This window comes from Brevibacillus sp. YAE8 (assembly GCF_057543335.1).
The window spans coordinates 273189-295446 of record NZ_BAAIYG010000003.1 but is presented as its reverse complement, the minus strand read 5'-3'; the positions used below and the strand labels follow the sequence as shown (position 1 = coordinate 295446).

The window sequence follows — 22258 nt, the reverse complement described above, 5'->3', positions numbered from 1 at the left end:
ATATGGTAACCATGACGAACGAGAAAAATGCGCATGGAGGAGGGCATCTGTTGAACTCGCAAACACGTATCTGGTTTCCTTACGTCAGCCCATACGATCCTTGTCCGCCCATTCGGGTCAAAACATACGCGGTTCCTCCGCAGTTGTTTATCACGTTCCAGCCGCCAGACCTGCCACAGTATTCCCCGGCCGAGGCATTGCGGGCAGGCACATTGTGGCCGTCTCTGTACAGTCCTTACAATCCGCAGCAGGATTACGTAGGAAGAGAGGGTTCCCATGGCACATAGTCAACAGCGAGGCAAAGAATATTACGCACTGTTACAGCAACTGCAGGAGATCGATTTTGTCCTGGTCGAGCTCAATCTGTACCTGGATACGCATCCAACCGATGTCAACGCGATTGAACAGTTCAACGATCTGACAGAAAAGCGTTGGGCTTTGGCGAATGAGTACGAGAAGCATTACGGCCCCTTGCAAAATTTCGGGCGGAGCTATTCCGGATACCCGTGGCAGTGGAACGACGAGCCTTGGCCATGGCAAGTGTAGAAATGAGGGAGACGTAGACGATGTGGATTTATGAGAAAAAGCTGCAATATCCGGTTCGTGTCAGCAAATGCGATGTGAAAATGGCCAAATACTTGACGGAGCAATACGGCGGTGCCGATGGCGAGCTGGCGGCGGCCTTGCGCTACATGAACCAGCGCTACACGATTCCGAACAAAGTCATCGGGCTGTTGACCGACATTGCGACTGAAGAGTTTGCCCATCTGGAAATGATCGCGACGATGGTCTACAAGCTGACCAAGGACGCGACGGTCGAACAACTGGAGGAAGCCGGGCTTGGCGCGCATTACGCCAACCACGACCGGGCGCTTTTTTACAACAATGCGGCAGGGGTTCCCTGGACGGCTACCTATATCGCGGCCAAGGGCGATCCGATCGCAGACTTGTACGAAGATATCGCCGCAGAGGAAAAAGCGCGGGCCACGTACCAATGGCTGATCGACATGACAGACGACGTCGACCTACAGGACAGCCTGAAGTTTTTGCGCGAGCGGGAAATCGTCCACTCGCTGCGCTTCCGGGAAGCGGTGGAGATTTTGAAAGAAGAACAAGGGCGCAAGACGATTTTTTAACAGCGCACGTCAAGCCCGATCAAAAAAAGAGAGCCTTGGCGCTCTCTTTTTTGCTACACATCCATAATAATCGGCAAAATCATCGGCCTGCGCTTTGTTTTCGCGTACAAATACCGCCCGATCGACTCGCACAGCGCTTGCTTCAAGCGATTCCACTGGGTGATGCTCTCGTCCTGCAAATCCTCAATCGCGGCTGCCGCGATCCGCGTGGCCTCGTCAATCAGCCTTTCCGAATCGGGGCCGTAAACAAACCCGCGCGAGATGAGGTCAGGACCGGAAATGATTTTTCCGTCTGTTTTGTTGCGCGTGACGACGACGAGAATGCCGTCCTCAGACAGATGCTTGCGGTCGCGCAAAATGGCCAGCGCGAACGCCTCGCGCAGATGATCGCCGACCAGCTTTTTCGAAGGCGTGAAGCTCGGGCGTTCGGCATTCGTGCTCTCCGACAGCAGGACGAGCACGCCGCTTTGACCGATGGCGGCCATTTCGTGCAAATCGGGGGTCTGCTTGTGGACAGGGGGCAGATCAAACTTGAAATCCCCGGTATATACCACTTTGCCTTCCGGCGTGTCGAAAACGACGCCAAGGCAATCAGGAATGCTGTGGTTCGTCTGAAAAAAGCTGGCGGTCATGGCGCCCAGTGCGAGCTTGGCGTTGCGGTTGATTTGCACCAGCTCTGCCTGCTGCAGCAAGCCGTGCTCTTCAGCTTGATTTCAATCAGTCCGAGCGTCAGGCGCGTGCCGTTTTGTGTACTCATACCGAACAATGACCTCCCGAAAACCATGTGATGATATGGGTTACTTTTTGCGCGAGAAAGAAGGATTATGTATGAAAGCCAGACGGGGAAACGGCGAGGAAGCCAACAGCACAGCAGCGTGAATGAGAACGGGAGCAATCGGGCACAATGTGGGATGACTGAATTTGGAAAGGAGCCGTCCCGGTGAAAAGCAAACGATTGATATTCCGCTTGTTCCTGCTGATCGCGATCGCAGCGGTTGTCGAGTGGTTCGTCTACTCCAAGGACGATACGCAGACGAACGTGGCTGTCGAACAGGCAGAGGCGCATCAGGAAGCGCCTACACTAAAAGTCGCGCACTCGCTTGAACAGGATGACCTGCAACTCAAGCTGGCCGTTACGAATTTCAACTTTTCCCTGGAGAACATGGGGAAAGAAAACAAGCACGGCGAAGGCCACGTCCATTTGTATCTGGATGGGAAAAAGATCGCGAAAGTGTTTGAACCAAGCTATGTCTTGAAAGACATTCCGAGTGGCAAGCACGAGATCACGGTCGAACTGGCCCACAATAACCATGAATCGTATGGAGTATCCGAGCGCTTCAGCATCGAGGTCAAGCCTTGATGCTTGCCTAGTCGATTGGATTCCATAGAAAAAAGCCGACAGGAAAGCGCCATGGGCACTCGAATTGTCGGCTTTTATCATGAACAGGAACGGCTAGCGCATGTGCACGCTCACTTGTGCCTGCTGGTCCGGCAAGGCGATGACGAGCGTCGGGTACGAGATCGCCTGTGTTTTCAAGGCACCCGGAGCAGGCGGCTGCACGTGCACGCGAACGGTAAAGCCGTGCGGGCCTGTCCGTTTGACCTGGTCGGTTACGATGCGATAGCCGCCGGTCGGCTTCTGTCCCGCGCCGATGACGACATAAGCTTTGCCGTTTGCGCGCACGACCGTGTGTCCGCCGCTTTTTCGCACTTTTTTCAACGCTTCCGTCACAGCAGGCGGATACGGAGCGGCGACAGCTTCGTATGGAACAGTCTCTACAGCGGACGGTACAACCTCTTTTCCTGCGGGCGCAGATGCGGTAGGATGTGGAAGAGACATGGACGTAGCGCCAGTGACACACAGGGAAGCAGCGAGCAACAAGCCAGGGAATATATTCATCATCAATCTCCCTCCAATTGGTAAAAGTAATCGTGATGAGATCATAAAAACTGAGGTGACAGGAGTGCGTGTGAAGGATTCGCTGGAATACCTGTCCGAAGCAACGAGACAAGCGATTCTGAACGAACAACAAAAGCGGTTTTGCATCGAAACAGAAGATCAGGAGCTGTCGTCCAGGCTGGCGGATTCCCGCTTTTTGCAGCAGGTGTGGGAACAGGCCGACGAACTGGAACGAACGGTCATCAAGCTGTTCATCACCAAGGCGACGAGAGGATTTTTCAGCAAGCGTTCCTGGGAACGCGAAACGGCAAAAGAGCACAGACACTTGTCCGTCGGCCTGACGAAGCTGCGCCGACTGGGACTGATTTTGACTGTACGCAAAATGTGGAGTGAAATAGGCTATGTGATGCCGCAGGAAATTCGCGAGCAGTTGACGCTTCAACTGTTGCCGGACTCATCCGCGGCGTATGTGTCCTTGTCCAAAACGCTCCCTTATTATATACCAGCCGGCAGGGGGATACATCTGGATCTTTTTGGGCTTCTCCTGTACATCCGCGACAATCAGGTGCCGGTGACGCAAAAAGGAAGCATTCACCGCAGGGTGATGCAAAAAATGGTTCCGCTCTTGTCGATGACAGACGAGCACGTCCAGGGCGTCACTCTTGCGCCGCTGGACAAAGAGCAGAGAGAGGGGCTCGCGCTGACGGTTGTCCTCGATCTGGCTTTTCGGCTCGGGCTCGTAGTGCGCAAGGACAAGAGCATGGCGCTCGACTCCTTCCAGATCAGGCGCTGGCTGAACAAGTCGGTGCCTGAGCGGTGGGAAGAGCTGTACCAGTTGGTTGCGGAGCAGCTTTTGCCGCACGGCGATTGGTGGGATGCGTTTGCCCAGATGATGAGACAGGTTCCGCTGGATCAATGGTGTTGTGTTGACAGCCAATTGCGCATGCTAGAGACAGCGGGCTTTGCCTTGCCGCAAGAGGCAGACAGGCTGATTGTGGAGCAGTGGCTGCACGTCTTGCTCGGGCTGGGCTGGGTGCAGCTTGGGGCAGACGAGCAGGAGCGCCTGTTCTGGCGGTGGAACAGCTTGCCGCACCTGACGGCGGAAGAGGGCTGGTTCGTAGACCCGGCGGGAGCGCTGACGATTCCGCCGCTCGTTCCGCTGCGGGATGTGTGGGAGATCAGCGAGTTTTGTCAGTTGCGCTTCGATGGGCAACTGATTCGCGGAGAGTTGCAAGCGAAGCTGCTGCAAACGTACCTCGCTTCCGGCGGCAGCGAAGAGCTGGTCATGGAAAAGCTGCGGGTCGCCTGCGCCCATCCGCTGCCGGAGGGGCTCGTCGAAGTCATCGGGCATTGGGCGAAGACGGCTACGCAAATTCAACTGGAGCCGTTTTTTTGCGTCAGGACCGCACATGCCGGATTCGTGGAGGAATGGCGGCAAATCCCCGACTTTCAGCCCTTTTTGCAGCACGTCCTCTCGCCGACGGAGTTTTTTATTCCGCTCCCGCAAAAAAGGCAGTTGGTCGAGCTGCTCAGGCATTACGGCTACGAGCCGCACGTCGTCTTGCACGCGGAGTCCGCGGAAGCGAAAGAAACGCAAGAAACGCACGAGGACGCCCAATCGTCCGACAGAGGGCTGCTCGTCATCGAGCGCCCGTGGGACGGCTACGCCATCGAAAATACGTTTCCGGCCCAAAGCGAAGCCATGCCGCAACTGTCGACGCTTCCCAAAATGTGGACGCAGCACTTCCAAGCGTATCACCCGCAGTCGCTGCGCGATCTGTTGAAACGCGCGACCGAGCTGCAGTTGGAAGTGGAAGTGCAGTTGACGAACCAGGAGAAGCTGCGCGGGCTGCCCGTGGAGGTCAAGCTGGAAATGGGCTATTGGCTCGTCACGATCAGCGGGCCGCACGGAAAGCGTCCGTACAGGCTTGACGAGATCGGCCGAGTGCGCATTGTGGTGCCTGACTATCTGTACTAAGAATGTGGATCGTGGTACAATCAGAAGGGACTAAAAGCTTTACGCCTTTAGTGTGAAAGGGGGTCTCGCTCAATGGAAGCAGTAGAGACTGTGGATATGGCACAGCTTATTATGGAGTCGCACGAGCTGTCCACCATGATTAACCAATCGCGCGAGGTCTTGGAATACTTGGAGGCCAAGCGCCGGATGGAGGCAGACGAGGAAGTGCAGCGCCTCCTGTTGCTGTTCGAAAAGAAAAAGGAACAGTACGAGGATGTCCAACGGTTCGGGAAGTACCATCCCGATTACAACCATATATCAAAAGAAGTCCGCGAGCTGAAGCGGACGATCGAGCTGCGCGATTCCGTGCAAGCCTTCAAGCGGGCAGAGGACGCGCTGGATGAACTGCTCTACCAGGTGAGCAGAACGATCGCCCACTCTGTCTCCGACACGATCAAGGTGCCGAGCAACAATCCGTTTCTCGAAGCGCAAGGAAGCGGTTGCGGCACGGGCGGAAGCTGCGGTTGCAGCGTGAAAAAGTCTTCCTGATTCGCAAGCGAGGCTTAGCTTTGCGGCGGAGATTTTTCCCGCAGCAGAAAACAGTCTTCGCACAGGTTGCCGCAGCAAAACTGCTTTTCACTGGGGACCAGAAAGCGAAAGCGGTACACGTGCTGGTCGTCGCCTGAGCGCACGTAAATGCATTCGGGCTTTAGCTTGGTACCGGTGGTCAGTCGCTCGCCCGTTTCCATCAGCCGTTCGGTCAGGCTGGAAGCGGGGAGCGCGCTGCTTACATAGAAGAAGCGTTGGCCGGCATGGGTGCGCCAGCCGCTTTTTGTGACGATGCCTTCCTGGTGCAGTGCTTCCTCGAAGCGTCGATAAAACGTAGCCAGCATAAAAGACCACAGTTCCTTTCTGTAACAGGCGTTTACAGGTGATTATACCATGATGGGGAAGGAGACCAACGGCTTACATGAGAGAACGACGTCTGGGTGTTGCGGTGTGGGTAAAAAACACGCGTGCGGCCAAAAATTTACGCAAATTTGGCACCATTCATTACATCTCCAAACGGTTAAATTACGTTTCGATGTACGTTGATGCGAATATGTTGGATGAAACGATCCGCATCATGGAGAAGCTGCATTTCGTGACCAAAATCGAGCGCTCCCATCGTCACGAGATTCCGGTCGAGTACAACAACGCAAGACCGGACAAGGCGAAGGAATACGACTACAAGCAGGAAAAAAATCAAGTGATGGCGCTGGCAGAGACACTGATGGCAGAAGAGAGCAGCCCAGCGACCGTAGGTTCGACATAAGATGTTCACCAAGCTGCCAGTTTTCGGCAGCTTTTTTCCTTTTGCTCGGCCACCGTACATGGTATGCTAGAGGAATAGGAAAACACCAGAAGTAGTGCCAATGAATGCGCTTTCAACACGCGTACATAGATCATGAGAGGAAAGGTGGGGGCGTACATACATGATTCATCTTGACATTAACTGCGACATGGCCGAGGGCTTCAGCAGGGGACGACAATCAGAGGATTTGGGAATTATGAAATGGATCACCTCCGTCAATGTTGCTTGCGGCATGCACGCAGGTGATCCGCATCTCATATGCAGAACGATTGAGGCAGCGCTCAAGCACGACGTAAAAATCGGAGCGCACCCGGGATACCCGGATGTGCAAGGCTTTGGACGGCGCTCGATGAATTTGTCCGTCAACGAAGTGTATGAGCTGGTGCTGTATCAGGTGGCAGCCCTCTCCGGCATGACGCGGGCGCTCGGTGGCGAGCTGCATCACGTCAAGCTGCACGGGGCGCTGTACAACGAAGCGGCGGAGCGGCCGGAGCTTGCCGAGGCGGTGGTTCAGGCGGTAGCCGACATCGACGAGGAGCTGATCCTGTACGCCCTGTCCGGCAGCAAGCTGGTCGAGGCCGGACTGGAGCACGGGCTTCAGGTGGCCGAGGAAGTGTTTGCCGAGCGGGCGTACTTGCCGAATGGCCGTCTCGCTCCCCGCGAGCTGGAGGGCAGCGTGCTCATCAGCAAGGAAGAGCGGATGGAGCAGACGCGCCAGCTCGTCCTGAAGCAGCGAGTGAAGACCGTGAACGGCCAGCACATTGATCTGGCGGCAGATACGCTTTGCGTTCATCACGAGAGCCACGATATTTTGCAGTTTTTGGGTGAACTGCACAAATGGGCGAAGCAAAACGATGTGAAGATCGAGCCGATCAGCGCTCGCTAGGCTCGCCAGAGTGCCAGGCAATCCGCATAAAAAGCCATACGGCAACGCCAAATCCGGTCAGGAAGAGGACGTTGCCGTTGGCTTTTTTCATCAAAGCGGCTGCGACCGCATGCGGTCAGCGTGTTTGTCCCCCGACAAGAGAGGAAAACGGTCTTGGCCGTTTTGCTTCGTTTGCTCGACGATTTTTCCGTTTTCCAAAAGCAGGATCGTGTCTCCCAGCTTTTCCGCTTCTTCCCGGTCGTGGGTGACGAGCAGAAACGGGATGTGCCACATGGCATGGAGCCGGAGCAGCTCATCCTGGCATTGCCTGCGCGTGTCCGCGTCCAGCGCGGAGAGCGGTTCGTCCAGAAGCAAAATATCCGGCTCGGTGGCCAGCGCCCGGACGAGCGCGACCCGCTGCTTTTGCCCGCCGGAGAGCTGATGCGGGTACTTTTCCAGCAGATGATCGATCCCGACCGTAGACAAGAGCGGCTCCAGATGCAGCTCATGGCCCGTCTTCAAGCCGTAGCGGATGTTTTGGGCGACCGTCATGTGCGGGAACAGCGCGTAGTCCTGAAATAAATAGCCGACCTTGCGCTTTTGCACGGGGAGCGGTTTTTGCCCTTGCCTGTAAAAAGTCCGACCATTCAGCGCGATTTCGCCCTCATCAGGATGCACGAGTCCGGCAATACTGTTCAAGATCGTGGTTTTCCCTGAGCCGGATGGACCGAAGAGGACGACGATCTCCTGTTCCGTGGAAAAGGAGACGTCGAGCAAAAAATCAGGCAAACGCTTTTGAATCGTTACCGAAAGCATGTAGGTTCCCCTGCCTTACTTTTGATTGGCGTACCTTCGCACATTGCGGCGGCTCCACCAGTTGAGCCAAAGCGTGGTGCCCATGCCGAGCGATACGATGATGACGACCCAAAACAGCGCTTTTTCCATTTGCCCGGCCTCTACAGCAAAGTAGATGGCGACCGGGATGGTATCCGTTTTTCCTGGTATGTAGCCGGCAAGCATCAGCGTGGCGCCAAACTCGCCCAGGCCGCGGGCAAACGACAGGACAAGTCCTGCCAACAACCCCGGCCAGGCGAGCGGGAAAGCGACCGTCCAGAACACCCGCCATTCGGAAGCCCCCATCGTCCGCGCGGCATTTTCCAGGCGGCGATCCACTCCGGTAAACGCCGCGACCGCACTCTGGTACATCAGCGGAAACGAAACGACGACAGAAGCGATCACTGCGCCTGTCAGCGTGAAGACGACCTGGATGCCGAACCATTGGAACAGCAGTTGGCCCAAAACTCCATTTTTTCCGAACAGCAATAGCAGGCCGAAGCCGACGACCGTCGGCGGCAGGACGAGCGGGAGCAAAAAAAACGACTCCAGCACGTTTTTGCCCCAAAACTCCTTCTGCGTCATCCAGCGCGCGCCGAGCATGCCGAGCACAAAAACAAAGGAGGTGGATAGCGCAGCCACCTTTAATGAGAGCATCAACGGTGTCAAATTGGTTTCCATAACGCTCGCCACCTCCGTTTTCTTATTGGAATCCGTACTTCTGTAAGATCGCCTTTCCTTTGTCGCTTGTCAAGTAGGCAAGGAAAGCTTTTGCTGCATCTTGATGCTGGGAAGCGCTGACGACCGCTCCTGGGTACACAATCGGCTTGTGCCATTCCGGTTTGGCTGTCGCGAGCACCTTCACATCTTTGGAGATCGCCGCGTCGCTGGAATAGACGATTCCGACTTCGGCGTTGCCTGACTCTACGAAGGTCAGCACTTGGCGAACGTCACTGCCGAATACCATGCGGCCAGACAAGGACTCCCACAGTTTCAGCGTTTCCAGCGACTCTTTTGCATAGCGGCCTGCTGGAACGGTTTCCGGCTCGCCGACTGCGATGTGCTTGATTTCCGGCTTGTTCAGTTCTTCAAAAGAACTGATGGCAAGCGTGCTGTCTTTGCCTGCCACGAGCACGAGCGCGTTGCCGGTAAAGTCCTGACGCGTATCTTTTACGATCAGTTGTTTTTCATCCAGCCCGTCCATGTCTTTTTGGCTGGCAGACAGGAAGACGTCAGAAGGAGCGCCCTGGGCAATCTGGGTAGCCAGTTTTCCCGAGCTGCCGAAGTTGAAGGTGAGTGTCGTGCCAGGGTTTTCGGCCTCAAAAGAAGTTTTCAGTTCGTTTAAGGCATCCGTCAAGCTTGCCGCTGCGGAAACCATCAGCTCCGCTTGTGGCGCTTGTTGCTGCGCATTTTCTGTTTTGGCAGGTTCAGTCGCCTGCGGAGCGGGTTGTGAAGTCGAGCATGCGCCGAGCATCAGGGTGAATGCTGCGCATAGAGCGAGCCATTGCTTTTTCATTGGAAATTGACCTCCATTTGTTATGTCTAGTTATAACTAATTATAACTGGATATAAATGAATTATAGTAGCTTCTTGCGAATAATCAATTGCGAATTTAGGAGAATGGAAAGAAAATGAAAGGAAAGAACGGAACGGAGGCCAAATATGACTGACGAAAATTCTTATACAACGGAAGAAATCGCAAAGCTTTTGCGCATCTCGAAGTTGACCGTGTACGATCTGATTAAAAAAGGCGAGCTGCCCGCTTACCGTGTCGGCAGGCAGATGCGCGTAGACAAAAGCGACCTGGAGGCGTACAAGGCGCGGGCAAAAGGCGGCTATCGCCCGGCGCAGGCGGCATATTCCGCCCCGCTGCAGGGACAAGCCCAACAGACAATAGAGCAGGCGCAATCGACAGGGACGCGCCACGTCATTATTAGCGGGCAGGATGTCAGCCTGGACTTGCTCGCGAGCCATCTGGAAAAGCGCGAGCTGTCGCTGCGGCCGCTTCGCTCCTACGCCGGCTCGCTGAACAGCCTGGTTGCCATGTACACGGGCAAAGCCGATATCGTCAGCACCCACTTGTTCGATGGAGAGACGATGGAGTACAACGTGCCATACGTTCGCCGCATCCTGACCGGGCATCGCTTTCTCGTCGTCAACATGCTGGCGCGCTGGGCCGGCTTTTACGTGCAGGAGGGCAATCCCAAACATATTTTGTCCTGGACCGACCTGACCAAGCCGGGAGTGCGGATGGTCAATCGCGAAAAAGGCTCGGGGGCGCGGACGCTGATTGAGGAACAGTTCCGGCTGGCGAAAATCGCAGGGCGCGACGTGAACGGCTACGAGCACGAAGAGACGAGCCATCTCGCGGTGGCGGGAGTCGTCGCCCGCAAGGAAGCGGACGTAGGCGTCGGGATCGAAAAGGCAGCGCGTCTGGTCGGGGTGGAGTTCGTGCCGATGGTGAAGGAAAGGTACGATCTCGTTATGCTCAAAACAAAAGAAAACGAAGCCTTGCTTGCTGCCGTCCTCGACATTCTGCGTTCTGCCGCTTTCCAAAAGGAGATGGAGGCAGTCGGCGGCTACGATCTGAGCCAGACAGGAAAAATCATATACGAAACATGGTAGGAAATTCGCCGTTCGCCCAAGCTGCTGACAGGGAGGCGGCTTTTTCATTTGCGGCAAAACAGATCGACAAAAATGGCGATTTCTCTACAGAATCTCCTGAATTTCTACTCACTCTGTTTTTTATTTGCTACAATGGAACAAAAATGAACGCTTGCAGCCGAGCGATTTTTTGGGGGCTGTCATGAAGACTTTGCAAAAAACGAGTTTATTGGTATGTGTAACGATTCTGGTCATGTTTGGCTCTATCGGCATCATCAGCTATTGGCCAGCGATTTCCAAATGGTTGGAGACAAGCCAGGCGACAGGCGCGGAACAAACCGGAGCCGATCCGTTTTCATACGATCCGCCGCTGCCTTCCTACGTGAAGGATTTGCATCCCGTCTACAAGATTCAAGCCGAATTACATACGTCTGAGGCCAAAATTACGGGGAAAATGACGGTCGAATTTGACAATCCGCAGACGGCAGACCTGCGTCTGTACGTCTACGATTATTTGTGGAACAAAATGACGGTCAAGTCGATCCGCTACAAAGACAAGCCGCTTGCCTTTGAACGCGGCCTGTCCACGGTCAAGCTGGCAAACCCGCTGGGAGCGGAAATGCGCGGGACGCTCGCGATCGAGTTTGAAAATCCGGTGCCGCGCAGAGGGACGCGCTTTGGCGTCAAGGACGACATCTGGACGCTGACGACGTGGTATCCGATGCTGGGCGCGCAAAACCAGCAAGGAAAATGGTACGATCCGCCGCAACGGGTAGATTTTGGCGATCCGTTCGTCTACCATTACGCCGACTACGACGTCTCCTTCGTCTCCCCGAAAGGCTACAACTGGGTCAGCTCGTGGGGCCGGGGCAGTACAAAGGCAGTCGAGGGCAGCAAGCAGCTAATCCGCTACGAGGGCAAAAAGCTGCTCAATTTCGCCTTGGTCGGCAGCCCGCTGTATCATGTGGAGACGATCCAGATGGGGCCGAACCTGTCTGTCGATATTGCGTCCGTGGACAAAGGCAACATCCAGCGGATCAAGACGATTGCGGAGTCGGTGTTTCCTACGTACAACGACTGGTACGGACCGCTTCCGTATCCGCACGTCGCGATTGCCGAGACGAGCACGGGCACGACGTATGCGATGGAGTACGCCAATCTCGCCATTTTCAAGCGCGACATGTACCAGCGCAATCTGATCGACCACTGGCTGCCGCATGAAATCGCCCATTTGTGGTGGTACAACAGCGTGGCGACGCTGGAAGCGTCTCACGGCTGGCTGGACGAAGGGCTTGTGGAGCTGAGCGTGTACCATTACTTGCAAAACCGGTACGGAGCGCAGTCGGCCTCCACGCTGCTCGATGAGTACAATCGCGACGCCCGCCGCTTGCAGGAGCGCTACCCCAACGGCAGCCTGGACAAGCCGTTGCAAAAGTTCGCGACCGAAGAAGAGTTCCATTGGACGTGGTATTCGAAAGGGGCGCTGCTGTTTGACCATTTGCGCAAGCAGATTGGCGATGACGCGTACAAACGTTTTCTGCACCGCGTGCAGCAAAACTACCACGGCAGCGTGATCGGGGCCGAGCATCTCGACCAGGCGCTGGGGCAAACGCTGCAAGGCGAAGCGAAATACTTCGTGTACGCGACGAAAAAGCCGAATCGCGAAGGCCTGGGCGCTGTGCAACTGGAGCCGTACATCACGACGATCATCAACAACATGAGCTTTTATCCGTCCATTCCGGCCAGGGCGACAGGCGGCACGGTGTATTTGCCGTTGCGCGAGCTGGGGGAAAAAATGGGGCTTGCCATAAGCTGGGATCAGGAAAAGCAGATGATTCGCGTAAGAGGCAATGGCCGAGAAGTGTTCGTCAAGGAGCGGGAACGCTTCGCCATCCGCGATGGGCAAAAGCTCGACCTCGGTCATCCGCTGACGGAAATCAAGGAGCGCACGATGGTGCCGCTGTCGTTTTTCGCTGACGTATTCGAATGGGATACGGACTACAATCCAGCCGAGAAAACCGTAAAAATTCAAACGCGAAAAGCGAGTGGAAAGGTGGCGGAAACAAAATGAAAAACTTGATTCTGGTCGGCTTTATGGGAACCGGAAAGACGACGGTCGGCGTCGCGCTGGCCGATTCTTTGGGAATCGCGCACCATGACCTGGATGCCGCGATCATCGAAAAGGAAGGCTGCTCCATCCCGGAGCTGTTCGCCCGGCACGGGGAGACGTATTTTCGCGATGCGGAGTCCCGCCTGCTGTCACAGCTTCTGGACGATGGTCCGCAAGTTTTGACGACAGGCGGAGGGGCTGTCCTGCGCAAGCAAAATGTCGAGGTCATGCTGGCAAAAGGAACCGTGATCGCGCTTTATGCCAGCGAAGAAGAATTAATCAGGCGGCTGGAAAACGATACTTCGCGCCCGCTGCTTTCCGGCGGGGTGGCAGAACGTGTGAAAACATTGATGGCGGAACGCGCGGGGGCGTACGATTTTGCCCCGATCCAGGTGGATACGACCGGAAAAAGCCTGGAGGCGATCGTGGACGAAATTAAGGCGCAGGTGGTTGAAAGCGCAAAAGACGGGAAACAATAAAAAAGGACAGCGCTATTGCCGGAAAAAAGACGGCGTGTATCTGCGAGTACGAAGGAGGTCACGTGCGATGTCCTTTCAAGAGTATTTGAAGTACCTGACGAAATTGTTTGTCCAGTACATGGATACGCCAAAAGATGAACGGCGTCAGCGAAAGGCTCCGCGTGAGCCTTGGTCGGCACGCTGGTTCGGGGCGATCCCTATGTCGATCCGGCTGTTGTGGCGCAAATAATCCTACCTTGGTAAGCGGACGGAGGGTGCGGTGCGTATGGCGAGAGTAGCGGTAGAAAAGTCCCTTTCCCAGATTCGCAAAATGCTGTGCGATAACGGCTATGATGTCGTCGATTTGGGAAACTGGCAACAGGTGGTCGACGCGATCGTGATTACGGGTCAGGATATAAACGTCTTGGGCGATCAGAACAAGACGATTACAGGTGCGTCGGTAATCAATGCAGAGGGAATGACGGCCAATGAAGTTTTTCATGCCGTACACGAACGCCTTTCCCCAACCGATCATCATTGATCGAAAAAAGCCAAAGGCTGCGCCTTCGCTAGACAAGCATGCGCAGCCCAATCAAAAACAAGCTCTCCGCCAGCGACTGGCAGGGAGCTTGTTTTTTTGCCAAAAGCGACGGATCAGCTCTGCGGCTGTCCCGCTACGTAAAATTTTCCGACCTTGTCAGCGTAAGCGTAGGGGACAAAGCGCAGTCCTTCATCCCATACTCCCACGTAAGCGTTTTGATCGTTCCACAAATGAAGCGAGCCGACGACGAACGGGGCGAGCACCTGGGAGTGGTACAGCGGAACGGTCAGCGTCACGGGTGCATCGCTTTGCTGCTGCCACAACTGCGGCCATGAAATTGCGCTGTCCCCGTACAACTGGCTGACCCAGCCGATCTGGTCGAACGGATCTCTTTGCGCCCGCTGCAGGATGCGCGTCTCTGTTAGCCGCTGCCCGGTCTGTACCAGATTTTGCGCAGCCAGGCTGCGAAAGACTGGCTCGTTTGCGGCGAAGGAAGCGGGGTACGCTTCGCCTGTTTTGGCGTTCACCAGTTGCGGCGACGACTGGCGGGCGATCAGCCAGTGGGAAGCGAATCCGTCGTAGACAGGCTCTGCGGCAATTTCCCGCGGGGCAAAGGCATCGTCGAACAAAATGTATTCCCCGACCCCGTATTCCAACAGCACGAATTTTTCCTGGGCAGGCGCTTCGACGGCCTCTCCCACGACCAGGTACCCTACCTGTCTGTCTGCTTTTTTGATGCTGACCAGCCACTGATGTTGATTCGGGCCGAGCGTCTGCACTTCTGTATCGGCTTTTTGCCACTCCTTGAATTGCGGATCGCGGTTGGCGAGTTCGTTCATCCACGTCTGGATTTGGGCGTGAAACTCTTTGTCCCAGCTCTCCTCTGCGTGGACAGGCCAGGCGAGCAACGCAAAAGACAAGAGCACCCCGAGAAGGGGGAGGAATCGTCTGGTCACAAACATGCACCACCTTTTGTACAGGCTAAGCTTATTCCTATTGTAACCAGCTATGACAAAAAGATTTGTTGCAACTTGTCAGTTCCGCAGCACTTCTTCTCGCTGATCTTTTACATGATTCGCCCGGATGCGGGGAGATGGCGCACCGTTTTTGCCGGATGCGCTTTAATGACAGGCGGAGCAGAGTGCAAGTAAAACAGTCCGCCGTTAATAAAATGAACCTCGATGCGCGGCTCGTACTGCCAGCGCAGCTCGTCCATCCGCCGCTGTTTTTCTTCTTCCGGCGTGCTTTTTTTCCATTCCTCCTGGTTGATTTCCTCGCGCGGCGTCACCTGGACGCCATTGGCACGTAAAAAGTCGAGGATTCGCCCGCCGGAAGAGCGGTATTCGTCAAGCGTCTGCGCAGCTTCGACAACAGCCTCCCTGGCGGGGACGGCGTCGCGCGCAGGCAGCGGGATCGAGGCTTTTTGCTCCGGGGACTCTACCGCTTCCGCCTCGGCTGCTTCTGTCTCGCTCTGTTCGGCAGGCGGCTCTCGTCGGGCCAGCTCTTCGTAGTAGGCGGCGAGGATGTCCAGCTCCTCCGTCAGTCGCGCCCGCGCCTCTACGGCCCACTCCTGGTCTTCCTGCGCGATGACCGCATCGACCTCCTGCCGGGCCAGCTCCAGCGCGTCTTCCACAGACAGCTTCCGGTCGAGCGTGTAAAAGTAGTCCGGGATCGCGGGCGCAAGCGTCAACTGAAACAAAAACGAGGAAAAGTCGTGCACGAGGCGCGGCTGATGCAGGTTGATCCCGAGATAGAGCATGATGTCGCGCCGCTTGTCGCAGATGAGCGATACTTTCAGGTTGAGCCCGAGCCAGGGAACGAGCGGCGTGGAGCGACGCTTGCCGGTGCTTGGCAAGGAAGCGGTATTTTGCTCGTACATGCATAAAAAGCGCCCGTGCTTTTTCGCCGAGGCAAAAATTTGCTGCATGCGCGCAGCGCCCAGATGCAGATGCTCGGCCCGCAGCCCGTCCGGCATCCGGTCCGGGTGAAACGCAAAGGTGAGCACGAGCGGCTGGTAGGCCAGGTTCATTTTGTCGACCCAGCTCCAGTAAAACGGGCGGTTGCCGATATCCTTGTCGACCTCGACCGGAAGCTTGACCGTCAAGTAATCCGGGTGGGCTTCGACGATGTGCGCGGAAAAAGTCGCGAGGTAGCGCTCTACAAATTGCCTGACCTGGTTGGCTTGCATCAGGAGAAACCTCTTTTCTTGTGTGCGTTTTTTCTGCTACTGCTCTGCCGCTTCCGACAGGGCAGGGGATGCGTGCTGTTGTCTGCTGGCGCGGATGGCGTGGCCCATGTTGTCGAGCTTCAACGCCATTTCGCGGGCCGATTTGGAATCCATGATGATCTGCGTCAAATTTTCTTCCAGCGACGAGTTGAGATTCAGCCGCTCCACGATGTCGTCCAGCTCGCCGATGACCATCTCGAACAGGTCGATTTTTTCGTACAGCAGCTTCAAAATGTGCTCCTCAATCGTGCCGACGGTGGACAAATTGTAAATGTGCACGTCCCGCTTCTGGCCGAGACGGTGGACACGGCCGATCCGCTGCTCGACGCGCATCGGGTTCCACGGCATGTCGTAGTTGATGACCTGGTTGCAAAACTGCAGGTTGATCCCTTCCCCGCCAGCCTCTGTGGCGATCAGTACTTGCGCGCGGTTTTGAAACAAATCGGTCATCCAGTCTTTTTTGCTGCGCTTGAAGCCGCCGCGAAACGGCACAGAAGTAATGCCGTGGTCATGCAAATATTTTTGCAGGTAGTTTTGCGTCGCCCGGTACTCGGTGAAAATGATGACTTTGTCGTTGATCTCCTGGATCAGCTCGACCGTTTTGGCCGCCTTGGAATGCGTCTCGATCCGCTTAATCATCTCCACCAGCTCCAAAATTCGGCCGCGCAGGGGGGAGTCTTCGCTGGTGCGCTGGTGCATGTTGTACAGTGTCATGAACGAGGCTTCCTTGCTGGAGCAAACCTCGCGCTGCAACGTAATCAAGGCGAGCGAGTTGAACAGGCCAGCTCCTGTCTGGTACTGGTCGCGCACAAAGCGGGTGACGCCCTCGTACAGCTCCATCTCTTCCTGCGACAGCTCAATCGGAATCGACTGGACGCGGCGACTGGTGAACTGGATGCCGCCGTCGCTTCGCTTGTTGCGAATCATCACCTTTTCAATTTCTTCGCGCAATTTGTCGCTGTTTTTCGACTGTCGCTTTCCTTCGACGTAATTGGAGGAAAACGACGTGGAGTGGCCGAGGTGCCCCGGCTTCAACAAATTAATCAGGTTGTACAGCTCGTCCATTTCGTTCTGGATCGGCGTAGCCGTGAGCAGCAGGCAATATTTTTTGCGAATTTCCTTCACGAACTGATAGTTTCGCGTCCGCTTGTTTTTCAGCTTGTGCGCCTCGTCGATAATCAGCATGTCGTAGTCGATGTCGAGGACGTGGCGGCGGTGCGGATCTCGTTTCGCCGTGTCGATGGAGGCGACGACGACTTCATGCTGCCGCCACATGTACTCCTTTTTTTGCGCCACGGCGGGAATCCCGAATTTTTGCTGCAACTCCTTCGTCCATTGGATGACGAGGGAGGCGGGGACGAGCACGAGAATTTTTTTCGCCAGGCCCCTGACCATGTACTCCTTCATAATCAGCCCGGCTTCGATCGTCTTGCCCAGTCCGACCTCGTCGGCGAGGATCGCGCGTCCGCGCATGTCGTTGAGCACTCGCTCCGCCGTTTGCAACTGGTGGGGAAACGGGGAGAGCAGCGGCAAGTATTTCAGGCATTGCAACTGATCGAACTCGCGAACAGCCATGGCCTCTTCCGCTTCCAGCGCCAGCTTGAACAGCTCCCACTTGTCCCAGGGGCCGTCTTCGTGCATTCGCTCCGTCAGCGGGGATATCCAGCTCGTGTCAAATGAAACAGGAATATTCGGCATATACGTTACTCCTTTACACAGCTCTGCCATAACTTTCATGCGCTTTATCAAAAAACTTAACATTTATGATCGTGTTCATCATTTTGTTAAGTATTTCTTGATCTGACTGTTAATTTGCATATTTTCAACGGCGGACTCTCATGGTAGGATATAGAGGAAGTTCATTCATTAGTATGGAAATCATAGCAAAAACTTATGTATGACCATCTAACCAACGCGAATGATAGTAGCAGGGAGAGACTGCGCGAACCACTGCAGCGCCGAAGGAGCAAGCCGGGAACGGTGAATCTCTCAGGCAAAAGAACCTCTACTGGACGCAACTCTGGAGAGAGCTCGAAATCGGAGCCACCAAAGGGGAAACTTGCAAGCGCGGTGATCCCCGCCGCGCTTGATTGGCAAGGTAACTCTCAGGTACCAAGGACAGAGGAGGAGAAATGGGCACCGTTCTTTTGGTGTACCCGTTTTTTCGCCTCTGTTTTTTCATGGGGAGAAATGCCGACTAACAGTTTTTGGGAGGTGCCACACATGTCCAATCTGAAAAGAACGCCACTGTTTGATTCCTACGCAAAATACGGCGCCAAGACAATCGACTTCGGCGGCTGGGAGCTGCCTGTACAGTTTTCCAGCATTGGCCAGGAGCACGAGGCCGTTCGGACGAAAGCAGGTCTGTTTGATGTATCCCACATGGGAGAAGTAGACGTAAAAGGCGAGAGTGCGCTCGAATACTTGCAGCGCGTCACCACCAACGACGTGTCCAAGCTGGCTGTCGGGCAAGCGCAGTACAGCGTGCTCTGCTACCCGGACGGCGGTACGGTCGACGATCTGCTCGTTTACAAATACGCGGACGACCATTACCTGCTTGTCATCAACGCAGGAAACATTGACAAAGACTATGCATGGCTGGAAGAGCACCTGATTCCGGGTGTCACGATTGAAAACATTTCGCCGCAAACGGCGCAAATCGCCATTCAAGGGCCTTTGGCCGAGTCGATTTTGCAAAAGCTGACCGCCACAGACCTGTCGAAAATCGGCTTCTTCCGTTTCGAGCGCGACGTAGAGGTCGCTGGCATTTCCGCTCTGGTATCCCGCACAGGCTATACAGGCGAGGACGGCTTTGAAATTTACCTGCCTGCAGAGCGTGCCGCTGAACTGTGGGACGCGTTGCTTGAAGCGGGCAAGGAAGACGGGCTTCTGCCTTGCGGACTTGGCGCGCGCGACACGCTGCGCTTCGAAGCGAAGCTGCCGCTGTACGGCCAGGAGCTGAGCAAGGACATCACGCCGATTGAAGCAGGCATCGGCTTCGCGGTGAAGGTGGACAAAGAAGTGCCGTTCATCGGCCAAGAGGTGCTCAAGGCGCAAAAAGAAAACGGCGCGCCGCTCAAGCTCGTCGGCATCGAGATGATCGACCGCGGCATTCCGCGCACGCACTATCCGGTCTACGTCGGCGAAGAGCTGGTGGGCGAAGTGACGACAGGCACGCAGTCCCCTACCTTGAAGAAAAACGTCGGATTGGCGCTCGTGAAAAGCGAACATGCGGCGCTTGGCACCCAACTGGAAGTGGAAATTCGCGGAAAACGCCTCAAAGCAGAGGTTGTCGCCGCTCCGTTTTATAAACGTCCGAAAAACTAAGCAATCGCCCACTATACATCCTATTTTGAGGAGGACAACGTTCGTGAAATACCGCTACCTGCCCCAAACCGATCAGGACAAGCGCGAAATGCTTGAAACTCTCGGCATTTCCAGTGTAGAAGAACTGTTTGCAGACATCCCGGAAGAAGTGCGCTTCAAAGGGGCGCTGAACATTCCGGAAGCTCTGTCCGAGCCTGATCTGGTGAAATACTTCACGCGTCTGGCTAATCAAAACGTGAACTTCAGCACGCACGTCAACTTTTTGGGTGCTGGCGTTTACCAGCACTATGCGCCAAGCACAGTCAACCACATGTTGCTGCGCGGAGAATTTTTTACCGCCTATACGCCTTACCAGCCTGAAATCAGCCAGGGCGAGCTGCAAGCCATTTTTGAATTCCAGACTATGGTGTGTGAACTGACCGGAATGGAAGTAGCGAACTCCTCCATGTACGACGGAGCGACTTCCTTGGCAGAAGCGGCGATGATGGCGGCTGGTCACACTGGCAAAAAGCGCGTCATCGTTTCCCGTGCTGTGCACCCGGAAGCGCGCGGCGTTCTGAAAACATACGCGTACGGTCAAGGCGTAGAGCTGGTTGAAGTCGGCATCAACAACGACGGCGTAACCGACACACAAGCTCTGGAAGCGCTGATTGACGAAAACACAGCGGCCGTTATCGTGCAATATCCTAACTTCTTCGGAAACGTGGAAGACTTGGCAGCGGTCGAGCCGATTGCTCATGGCAAAGGCGCTCTGTTCATCGTTTCTTCCAACCCGCTTGCGCTGGGCGTATTGGAAGCGCCAGGCAAACTGGGCGCTGACATCGTGGTGGGCGATATGCAACCGTTCGGCATTCCGGCATCGTTTGGCGGACCACACTGCGGATATTTCGCAACGACTACCAAGCTGATGCGCAAAATGCCAGGCCGGATCGTCGGGCAAACCAAAGACGAGAACGGCAAGCGCGGTTTCGTACTGACGCTGCAAGCTCGTGAACAGCATATCCGTCGTGAAAAAGCGACTTCGAACATTTGCTCCAACCAGGCTCTGTTGGCACTGGCGGCTGCGATCACCCTGACTGCGCTCGGAAAACAGGGCGTACAGGAAATGGCGATGATGAACTTGCAAAAAGCGCATTACGCCAAGCAAGCGCTGCAGGCAAAAGGTCTGGAAGTGGTCTTTGCCGCTCCATTCTTCAACGAATTCGTAGTCAAACTGTCCAAGCCGGTGGCAGAAGTAAACAAAAAGCTGCTTGACGCTGGCATCATCGGCGGCTACGATCTGGGACTGGATTACCCGGAATACGCGGGCCATACGCTGCTTGCGGTAACCGAGCTGCGGACCAAGGAAGAAATCGACACATTGGCGGCTGAATTGGAGGCGATCACACGTGCGTAACGACCAGGAAAAAGCACTGATTTTTGAAATGAGCAAACCGGGCCGTGTGGGCTACAATCTGCCGGCATTGGATGTACCAGAGGTAGAGGTGGCAAGCCTGCTGCCGAAGCACCTCATCCGCGAGACTCCTGCTGAACTGCCGGAAGTATCCGAGCTGCAGTTGGTTCGTCACTACACCGAATTGTCCCGTCGCAACCACGGGGTAGACAACGGCTTCTACCCGCTCGGTTCTTGCACGATGAAATACAACCCGAAAATCAACGAAGACGTTGCCCGCTACCCAGGCTTCGCGCAGACGCACCCGTACCAGCCGGAAGAAACCGTACAAGGCGCACTGGAGCTTTTGTACAACCTGCAAGAAGAGCTGGCTGAAATCACCGGGATGGACGCAGTTACGCTGCAACCGGCTGCGGGGGCAGCAGGCGAGTGGACAGGTCTGATGATGATCCGCGCGTACCACGAGAGCCGCGGCGAAGGCCACCGCACAAAAGTCATCGTGCCAAACTCCGCGCACGGTACGAACCCGGCTTCTGCAGCGGTAGCAGGACTGGACACCGTCACGATTGCCTCTGACGAGCGCGGCCTGGTCGATATTCAGGCGCTGCGCGATGCCGTAGGCCCTGATACAGCGGCACTCATGCTGACCAACCCGAACACGCTCGGTCTGTTCGAGGAAGACATCGTGGAAATGGCGAAAATCGTCCACGAAGCAGGCGGCCTCTTGTATTACGATGGAGCGAACGCGAATGCGATCCTCGGCATTGCCCGTCCAGGCGACATGGGCTTCGACGTGGTGCATCTCAACTTGCACAAAACGTTTACAGGCCCTCACGGCGGCGGCGGACCAGGTGCTGGCCCTGTCGGCGTGAAAAAGATTCTCGAACCGTTTTTGCCAACGCCGATCGTGGCGAAAAAAGAAGACGGCAGCTTCTACTGGGACAGCAACCGTCCGGCTTCCATCGGCCGCGTAAAAGGCTACAACGGAAACTTCGGCATCCTCGTGCGCGCTCACAGCTACATCCGCACCATGGGTCCGGAAGGCTTGCTGCAAGTGTCGCAAAATGCGGTGCTCAGCGCGAACTACATGATGCGCCGTCTGGCTACGGCTTACCATCTGCCGTATGACCGCGTCTGCAAGCATGAGTTTGTTTTGTCTGGCGTGATCCAGAAAAAGCTGGGCGTACGCACGCTCGACATCGCCAAACGCTTGCTCGACTTCGGTTATCACCCGCCAACTATCTACTTCCCGCTGATTGTCGACGAGTGCCTGATGATTGAGCCAACCGAAACCGAAACGAAAGAAACGCTCGACGAGTTCATCGACGTTATGCTGCAAATTGCCCGCGAGTGCGAGGAAACGCCTGAGCTTGTACAGGAAGCGCCGCATACAACCGTGGTCAAACGTCTGGACGAAGCGACAGCGGCGCGCAAGCCGATTCTGCGCTACCAGCCGCAAGCACAATAGCTCTCTTTTGGAAAAGCCGCCTTTTTACAGGGCGGTTTTTCTTTCCGAATGATGCTATCATGAACAGATGGGATTGATCCGACA

25 protein-coding genes, 1 pseudogene and 2 riboswitches are annotated in these 22258 nt (G+C 55.5%); of the genes and pseudogenes, 16 read left to right on the top strand and 10 right to left on the bottom strand.

Features of this window, described 5'->3' with window-relative positions:
• The first annotated feature begins 50 nt into the window (after positions 1-50).
• The 3 genes from AC27IT_RS06920 to AC27IT_RS06910 are packed head-to-tail and all read left to right on the top strand — an operon-like array spanning position 51 to position 1136.
• A complete protein-coding gene (locus AC27IT_RS06920; RefSeq protein ID WP_005827163.1) occupies positions 51-287 on the top strand; it encodes a spore coat associated protein CotJA in 237 nt (78 codons plus the stop codon).
• Positions 277-546, top strand: coding sequence for a spore coat protein CotJB (locus AC27IT_RS06915; RefSeq protein ID WP_005827164.1), 270 nt, complete (start codon positions 277-279; stop codon positions 544-546). The genes AC27IT_RS06920 and AC27IT_RS06915 overlap by 11 nt, the downstream gene beginning before the upstream one ends.
• Before the next feature lie 20 nt (positions 547-566).
• On the top strand, positions 567-1136 hold the full coding sequence (locus tag AC27IT_RS06910) for a manganese catalase family protein (RefSeq protein ID WP_005827166.1): 570 nt from the start codon (positions 567-569) through the stop codon (positions 1134-1136).
• 53 nt (positions 1137-1189) lie between these two features.
• Here AC27IT_RS06910 and AC27IT_RS06905 read toward each other — a convergent pair whose 3' ends face one another.
• Entirely contained in the window at positions 1190-1492 is a 303-nt protein-coding gene (locus AC27IT_RS06905) for a hydroxyacylglutathione hydrolase (RefSeq protein WP_487091717.1), read from the bottom strand.
• Positions 1493-1495: 3 nt separating this feature from the next.
• Positions 1496-1875: pseudogene (locus AC27IT_RS06900) on the bottom strand (ribonuclease J); the annotation flags it as partial.
• Between the two features lie 201 nt (positions 1876-2076).
• Here AC27IT_RS06900 and AC27IT_RS06895 point away from each other — a divergent pair.
• Positions 2077-2496 carry a hypothetical protein gene (locus AC27IT_RS06895; RefSeq protein WP_005827170.1) on the top strand — a complete coding sequence of 140 codons (420 nt, stop codon included), beginning with the start codon at positions 2077-2079 and terminating at the stop codon, positions 2494-2496.
• Between the two features lie 93 nt (positions 2497-2589).
• Here AC27IT_RS06895 and AC27IT_RS06890 read toward each other — a convergent pair whose 3' ends face one another.
• Positions 2590-3039, bottom strand: coding sequence for a protease complex subunit PrcB family protein (locus tag AC27IT_RS06890; protein ID WP_025843700.1), 450 nt, complete (start codon positions 3037-3039; stop codon positions 2590-2592).
• A 61-nt stretch (positions 3040-3100) separates the two neighbouring features.
• Between AC27IT_RS06890 and AC27IT_RS06885 the strand changes: the two genes are divergently transcribed.
• Together AC27IT_RS06885 and AC27IT_RS06880 are read left to right on the top strand one after the other, a co-directional pair.
• Positions 3101-5014, top strand: coding sequence for a hypothetical protein (locus AC27IT_RS06885; protein ID WP_283859128.1), 1914 nt, complete (start codon positions 3101-3103; stop codon positions 5012-5014).
• Positions 5015-5086: 72 nt separating this feature from the next.
• Positions 5087-5542 (top strand): YlbF/YmcA family competence regulator, encoded by a 456-nt coding sequence (locus tag AC27IT_RS06880; RefSeq protein WP_005827176.1) that lies wholly within the window; start codon positions 5087-5089, stop codon positions 5540-5542.
• Between the two features lie 14 nt (positions 5543-5556).
• Here the strand turns inward: AC27IT_RS06880 and AC27IT_RS06875 are convergent, their stop codons facing one another.
• The gene (locus AC27IT_RS06875) at positions 5557-5886 is read right to left on the bottom strand and encodes a hypothetical protein (protein WP_005827177.1); all 330 of its coding nucleotides are present in this window, start codon (positions 5884-5886) and stop codon (positions 5557-5559) included.
• A gap of 77 nt (positions 5887-5963) precedes the next feature.
• On the opposite strand from AC27IT_RS06875, the gene AC27IT_RS06870 reads away from it, so the two are divergent.
• Positions 5964-6308 carry a YlbG family protein gene (locus tag AC27IT_RS06870; protein WP_025843702.1) on the top strand — a complete coding sequence of 115 codons (345 nt, stop codon included), beginning with the start codon at positions 5964-5966 and terminating at the stop codon, positions 6306-6308.
• A gap of 160 nt (positions 6309-6468) precedes the next feature.
• On the top strand, positions 6469-7233 hold the full coding sequence (locus AC27IT_RS06865; RefSeq protein WP_005827181.1) for a LamB/YcsF family protein: 765 nt from the start codon (positions 6469-6471) through the stop codon (positions 7231-7233).
• Between the two features lie 90 nt (positions 7234-7323).
• Here the strand turns inward: AC27IT_RS06865 and AC27IT_RS06860 are convergent, their stop codons facing one another.
• The 3 genes from AC27IT_RS06860 to modA are packed head-to-tail and all read right to left on the bottom strand — an operon-like array spanning position 7324 to position 9562.
• A complete protein-coding gene (locus tag AC27IT_RS06860) occupies positions 7324-8028 on the bottom strand; it encodes a sulfate/molybdate ABC transporter ATP-binding protein (protein WP_005827182.1) in 705 nt (234 codons plus the stop codon).
• A 15-nt stretch (positions 8029-8043) separates the two neighbouring features.
• Complete coding sequence (modB, locus tag AC27IT_RS06855) at positions 8044-8727, bottom strand: molybdate ABC transporter permease subunit (RefSeq protein ID WP_005827184.1); 684 nt, start codon at positions 8725-8727, stop codon at positions 8044-8046.
• A 22-nt stretch (positions 8728-8749) separates the two neighbouring features.
• Positions 8750-9562, bottom strand: a complete 813-nt coding sequence (gene modA, locus AC27IT_RS06850) for a molybdate ABC transporter substrate-binding protein (RefSeq protein ID WP_025843703.1) — start codon at positions 9560-9562, stop codon at positions 8750-8752.
• Between the two features lie 146 nt (positions 9563-9708).
• Here modA and AC27IT_RS06845 point away from each other — a divergent pair, with 146 nt between their 5' ends.
• The 5 genes from AC27IT_RS06845 to AC27IT_RS06825 all read left to right on the top strand — a co-directional run bounded on the left by AC27IT_RS06845 (position 9709) and on the right by AC27IT_RS06825 (position 13759).
• Positions 9709-10671: a helix-turn-helix transcriptional regulator gene (locus AC27IT_RS06845; RefSeq protein WP_005827190.1), complete on the top strand. Its 963-nt coding sequence runs from the start codon at positions 9709-9711 to the stop codon at positions 10669-10671.
• Between the two features lie 181 nt (positions 10672-10852).
• Positions 10853-12721, top strand: coding sequence for a stalk domain-containing protein (locus AC27IT_RS06840; protein WP_025843704.1), 1869 nt, complete (start codon positions 10853-10855; stop codon positions 12719-12721).
• Positions 12718-13239 (top strand): shikimate kinase, encoded by a 522-nt coding sequence (locus AC27IT_RS06835; protein ID WP_005827198.1) that lies wholly within the window; start codon positions 12718-12720, stop codon positions 13237-13239. Before AC27IT_RS06840 ends, AC27IT_RS06835 begins: the two co-directional genes overlap by 4 nt.
• A gap of 67 nt (positions 13240-13306) precedes the next feature.
• Complete coding sequence (locus tag AC27IT_RS06830; RefSeq protein WP_005827201.1) at positions 13307-13468, top strand: YqzE family protein; 162 nt, start codon at positions 13307-13309, stop codon at positions 13466-13468.
• Between the two features lie 36 nt (positions 13469-13504).
• Positions 13505-13759: a YkuS family protein gene (locus AC27IT_RS06825; RefSeq protein ID WP_005827202.1), complete on the top strand. Its 255-nt coding sequence runs from the start codon at positions 13505-13507 to the stop codon at positions 13757-13759.
• 113 nt (positions 13760-13872) lie between these two features.
• Here AC27IT_RS06825 and AC27IT_RS06820 read toward each other — a convergent pair whose 3' ends face one another.
• The 3 genes from AC27IT_RS06820 to AC27IT_RS06810 form a co-directional block, all read right to left on the bottom strand.
• Positions 13873-14721 carry a hypothetical protein gene (locus tag AC27IT_RS06820; protein WP_487091693.1) on the bottom strand — a complete coding sequence of 283 codons (849 nt, stop codon included), beginning with the start codon at positions 14719-14721 and terminating at the stop codon, positions 13873-13875.
• Between the two features lie 104 nt (positions 14722-14825).
• Positions 14826-15947 (bottom strand): YqhG family protein, encoded by a 1122-nt coding sequence (locus tag AC27IT_RS06815; protein ID WP_197187709.1) that lies wholly within the window; start codon positions 15945-15947, stop codon positions 14826-14828.
• 36 nt (positions 15948-15983) lie between these two features.
• Complete coding sequence (locus AC27IT_RS06810) at positions 15984-17684, bottom strand: DEAD/DEAH box helicase (RefSeq protein WP_005827210.1); 1701 nt, start codon at positions 17682-17684, stop codon at positions 15984-15986.
• Between the two features lie 220 nt (positions 17685-17904).
• Positions 17905-18001: riboswitch (glycine riboswitch) on the top strand.
• A riboswitch (glycine riboswitch) is annotated at positions 18002-18118 on the top strand. It abuts the riboswitch before it with no gap.
• Between the two features lie 91 nt (positions 18119-18209).
• Here AC27IT_RS06810 and gcvT point away from each other — a divergent pair.
• The 3 genes from gcvT to gcvPB are packed head-to-tail and all read left to right on the top strand — an operon-like array spanning position 18210 to position 22174.
• A complete protein-coding gene (gcvT, locus tag AC27IT_RS06805; protein WP_487091692.1) occupies positions 18210-19313 on the top strand; it encodes a glycine cleavage system aminomethyltransferase GcvT in 1104 nt (367 codons plus the stop codon).
• A gap of 43 nt (positions 19314-19356) precedes the next feature.
• Positions 19357-20709: an aminomethyl-transferring glycine dehydrogenase subunit GcvPA gene (gcvPA, locus tag AC27IT_RS06800; RefSeq protein ID WP_005827214.1), complete on the top strand. Its 1353-nt coding sequence runs from the start codon at positions 19357-19359 to the stop codon at positions 20707-20709.
• The gene (gene gcvPB, locus AC27IT_RS06795; RefSeq protein ID WP_005827216.1) at positions 20702-22174 is read left to right on the top strand and encodes an aminomethyl-transferring glycine dehydrogenase subunit GcvPB; all 1473 of its coding nucleotides are present in this window, start codon (positions 20702-20704) and stop codon (positions 22172-22174) included. Before gcvPA ends, gcvPB begins: the two co-directional genes overlap by 8 nt.
• Positions 22175-22258 lie beyond the last annotated feature (84 nt).

What these genes read in the sequence shown, in the direction of transcription:
- AC27IT_RS06910 (WP_005827166.1), top strand. Translation starts at nt 567, where the DNA reads ATGTGGATTTATGAGAAAAAGCTGCAATATCCGGTTCGTGTCAGCAAA.
- AC27IT_RS06840 (WP_025843704.1), top strand. Translation starts at nt 10,853, where the DNA reads ATGAAGACTTTGCAAAAAACGAGTTTATTGGTATGTGTAACGATTCTG.
- AC27IT_RS06810 (WP_005827210.1), bottom strand. Translation starts at nt 17,684, where the DNA reads ATGCCGAATATTCCTGTTTCATTTGACACGAGCTGGATATCCCCGCTG.
- gcvT (WP_487091692.1), top strand. Translation starts at nt 18,210, where the DNA reads ATGTCCAATCTGAAAAGAACGCCACTGTTTGATTCCTACGCAAAATAC.
- modB (WP_005827184.1), bottom strand. Translation starts at nt 8,727, where the DNA reads ATGGAAACCAATTTGACACCGTTGATGCTCTCATTAAAGGTGGCTGCG.
- AC27IT_RS06880 (WP_005827176.1), top strand. Translation starts at nt 5,087, where the DNA reads ATGGAAGCAGTAGAGACTGTGGATATGGCACAGCTTATTATGGAGTCG.
- AC27IT_RS06890 (WP_025843700.1), bottom strand. Translation starts at nt 3,039, where the DNA reads ATGATGAATATATTCCCTGGCTTGTTGCTCGCTGCTTCCCTGTGTGTC.
- AC27IT_RS06915 (WP_005827164.1), top strand. Translation starts at nt 277, where the DNA reads ATGGCACATAGTCAACAGCGAGGCAAAGAATATTACGCACTGTTACAG.
- AC27IT_RS06815 (WP_197187709.1), bottom strand. Translation starts at nt 15,947, where the DNA reads ATGCAAGCCAACCAGGTCAGGCAATTTGTAGAGCGCTACCTCGCGACT.
- AC27IT_RS06875 (WP_005827177.1), bottom strand. Translation starts at nt 5,886, where the DNA reads ATGCTGGCTACGTTTTATCGACGCTTCGAGGAAGCACTGCACCAGGAA.
- modA (WP_025843703.1), bottom strand. Translation starts at nt 9,562, where the DNA reads ATGAAAAAGCAATGGCTCGCTCTATGCGCAGCATTCACCCTGATGCTC.
- AC27IT_RS06830 (WP_005827201.1), top strand. Translation starts at nt 13,307, where the DNA reads ATGTCCTTTCAAGAGTATTTGAAGTACCTGACGAAATTGTTTGTCCAG.
- AC27IT_RS06865 (WP_005827181.1), top strand. Translation starts at nt 6,469, where the DNA reads ATGATTCATCTTGACATTAACTGCGACATGGCCGAGGGCTTCAGCAGG.
- AC27IT_RS06870 (WP_025843702.1), top strand. Translation starts at nt 5,964, where the DNA reads ATGAGAGAACGACGTCTGGGTGTTGCGGTGTGGGTAAAAAACACGCGT.
- AC27IT_RS06825 (WP_005827202.1), top strand. Translation starts at nt 13,505, where the DNA reads ATGGCGAGAGTAGCGGTAGAAAAGTCCCTTTCCCAGATTCGCAAAATG.
- AC27IT_RS06845 (WP_005827190.1), top strand. Translation starts at nt 9,709, where the DNA reads ATGACTGACGAAAATTCTTATACAACGGAAGAAATCGCAAAGCTTTTG.
- AC27IT_RS06820 (WP_487091693.1), bottom strand. Translation starts at nt 14,721, where the DNA reads ATGTTTGTGACCAGACGATTCCTCCCCCTTCTCGGGGTGCTCTTGTCT.
- AC27IT_RS06860 (WP_005827182.1), bottom strand. Translation starts at nt 8,028, where the DNA reads ATGCTTTCGGTAACGATTCAAAAGCGTTTGCCTGATTTTTTGCTCGAC.
- AC27IT_RS06835 (WP_005827198.1), top strand. Translation starts at nt 12,718, where the DNA reads ATGAAAAACTTGATTCTGGTCGGCTTTATGGGAACCGGAAAGACGACG.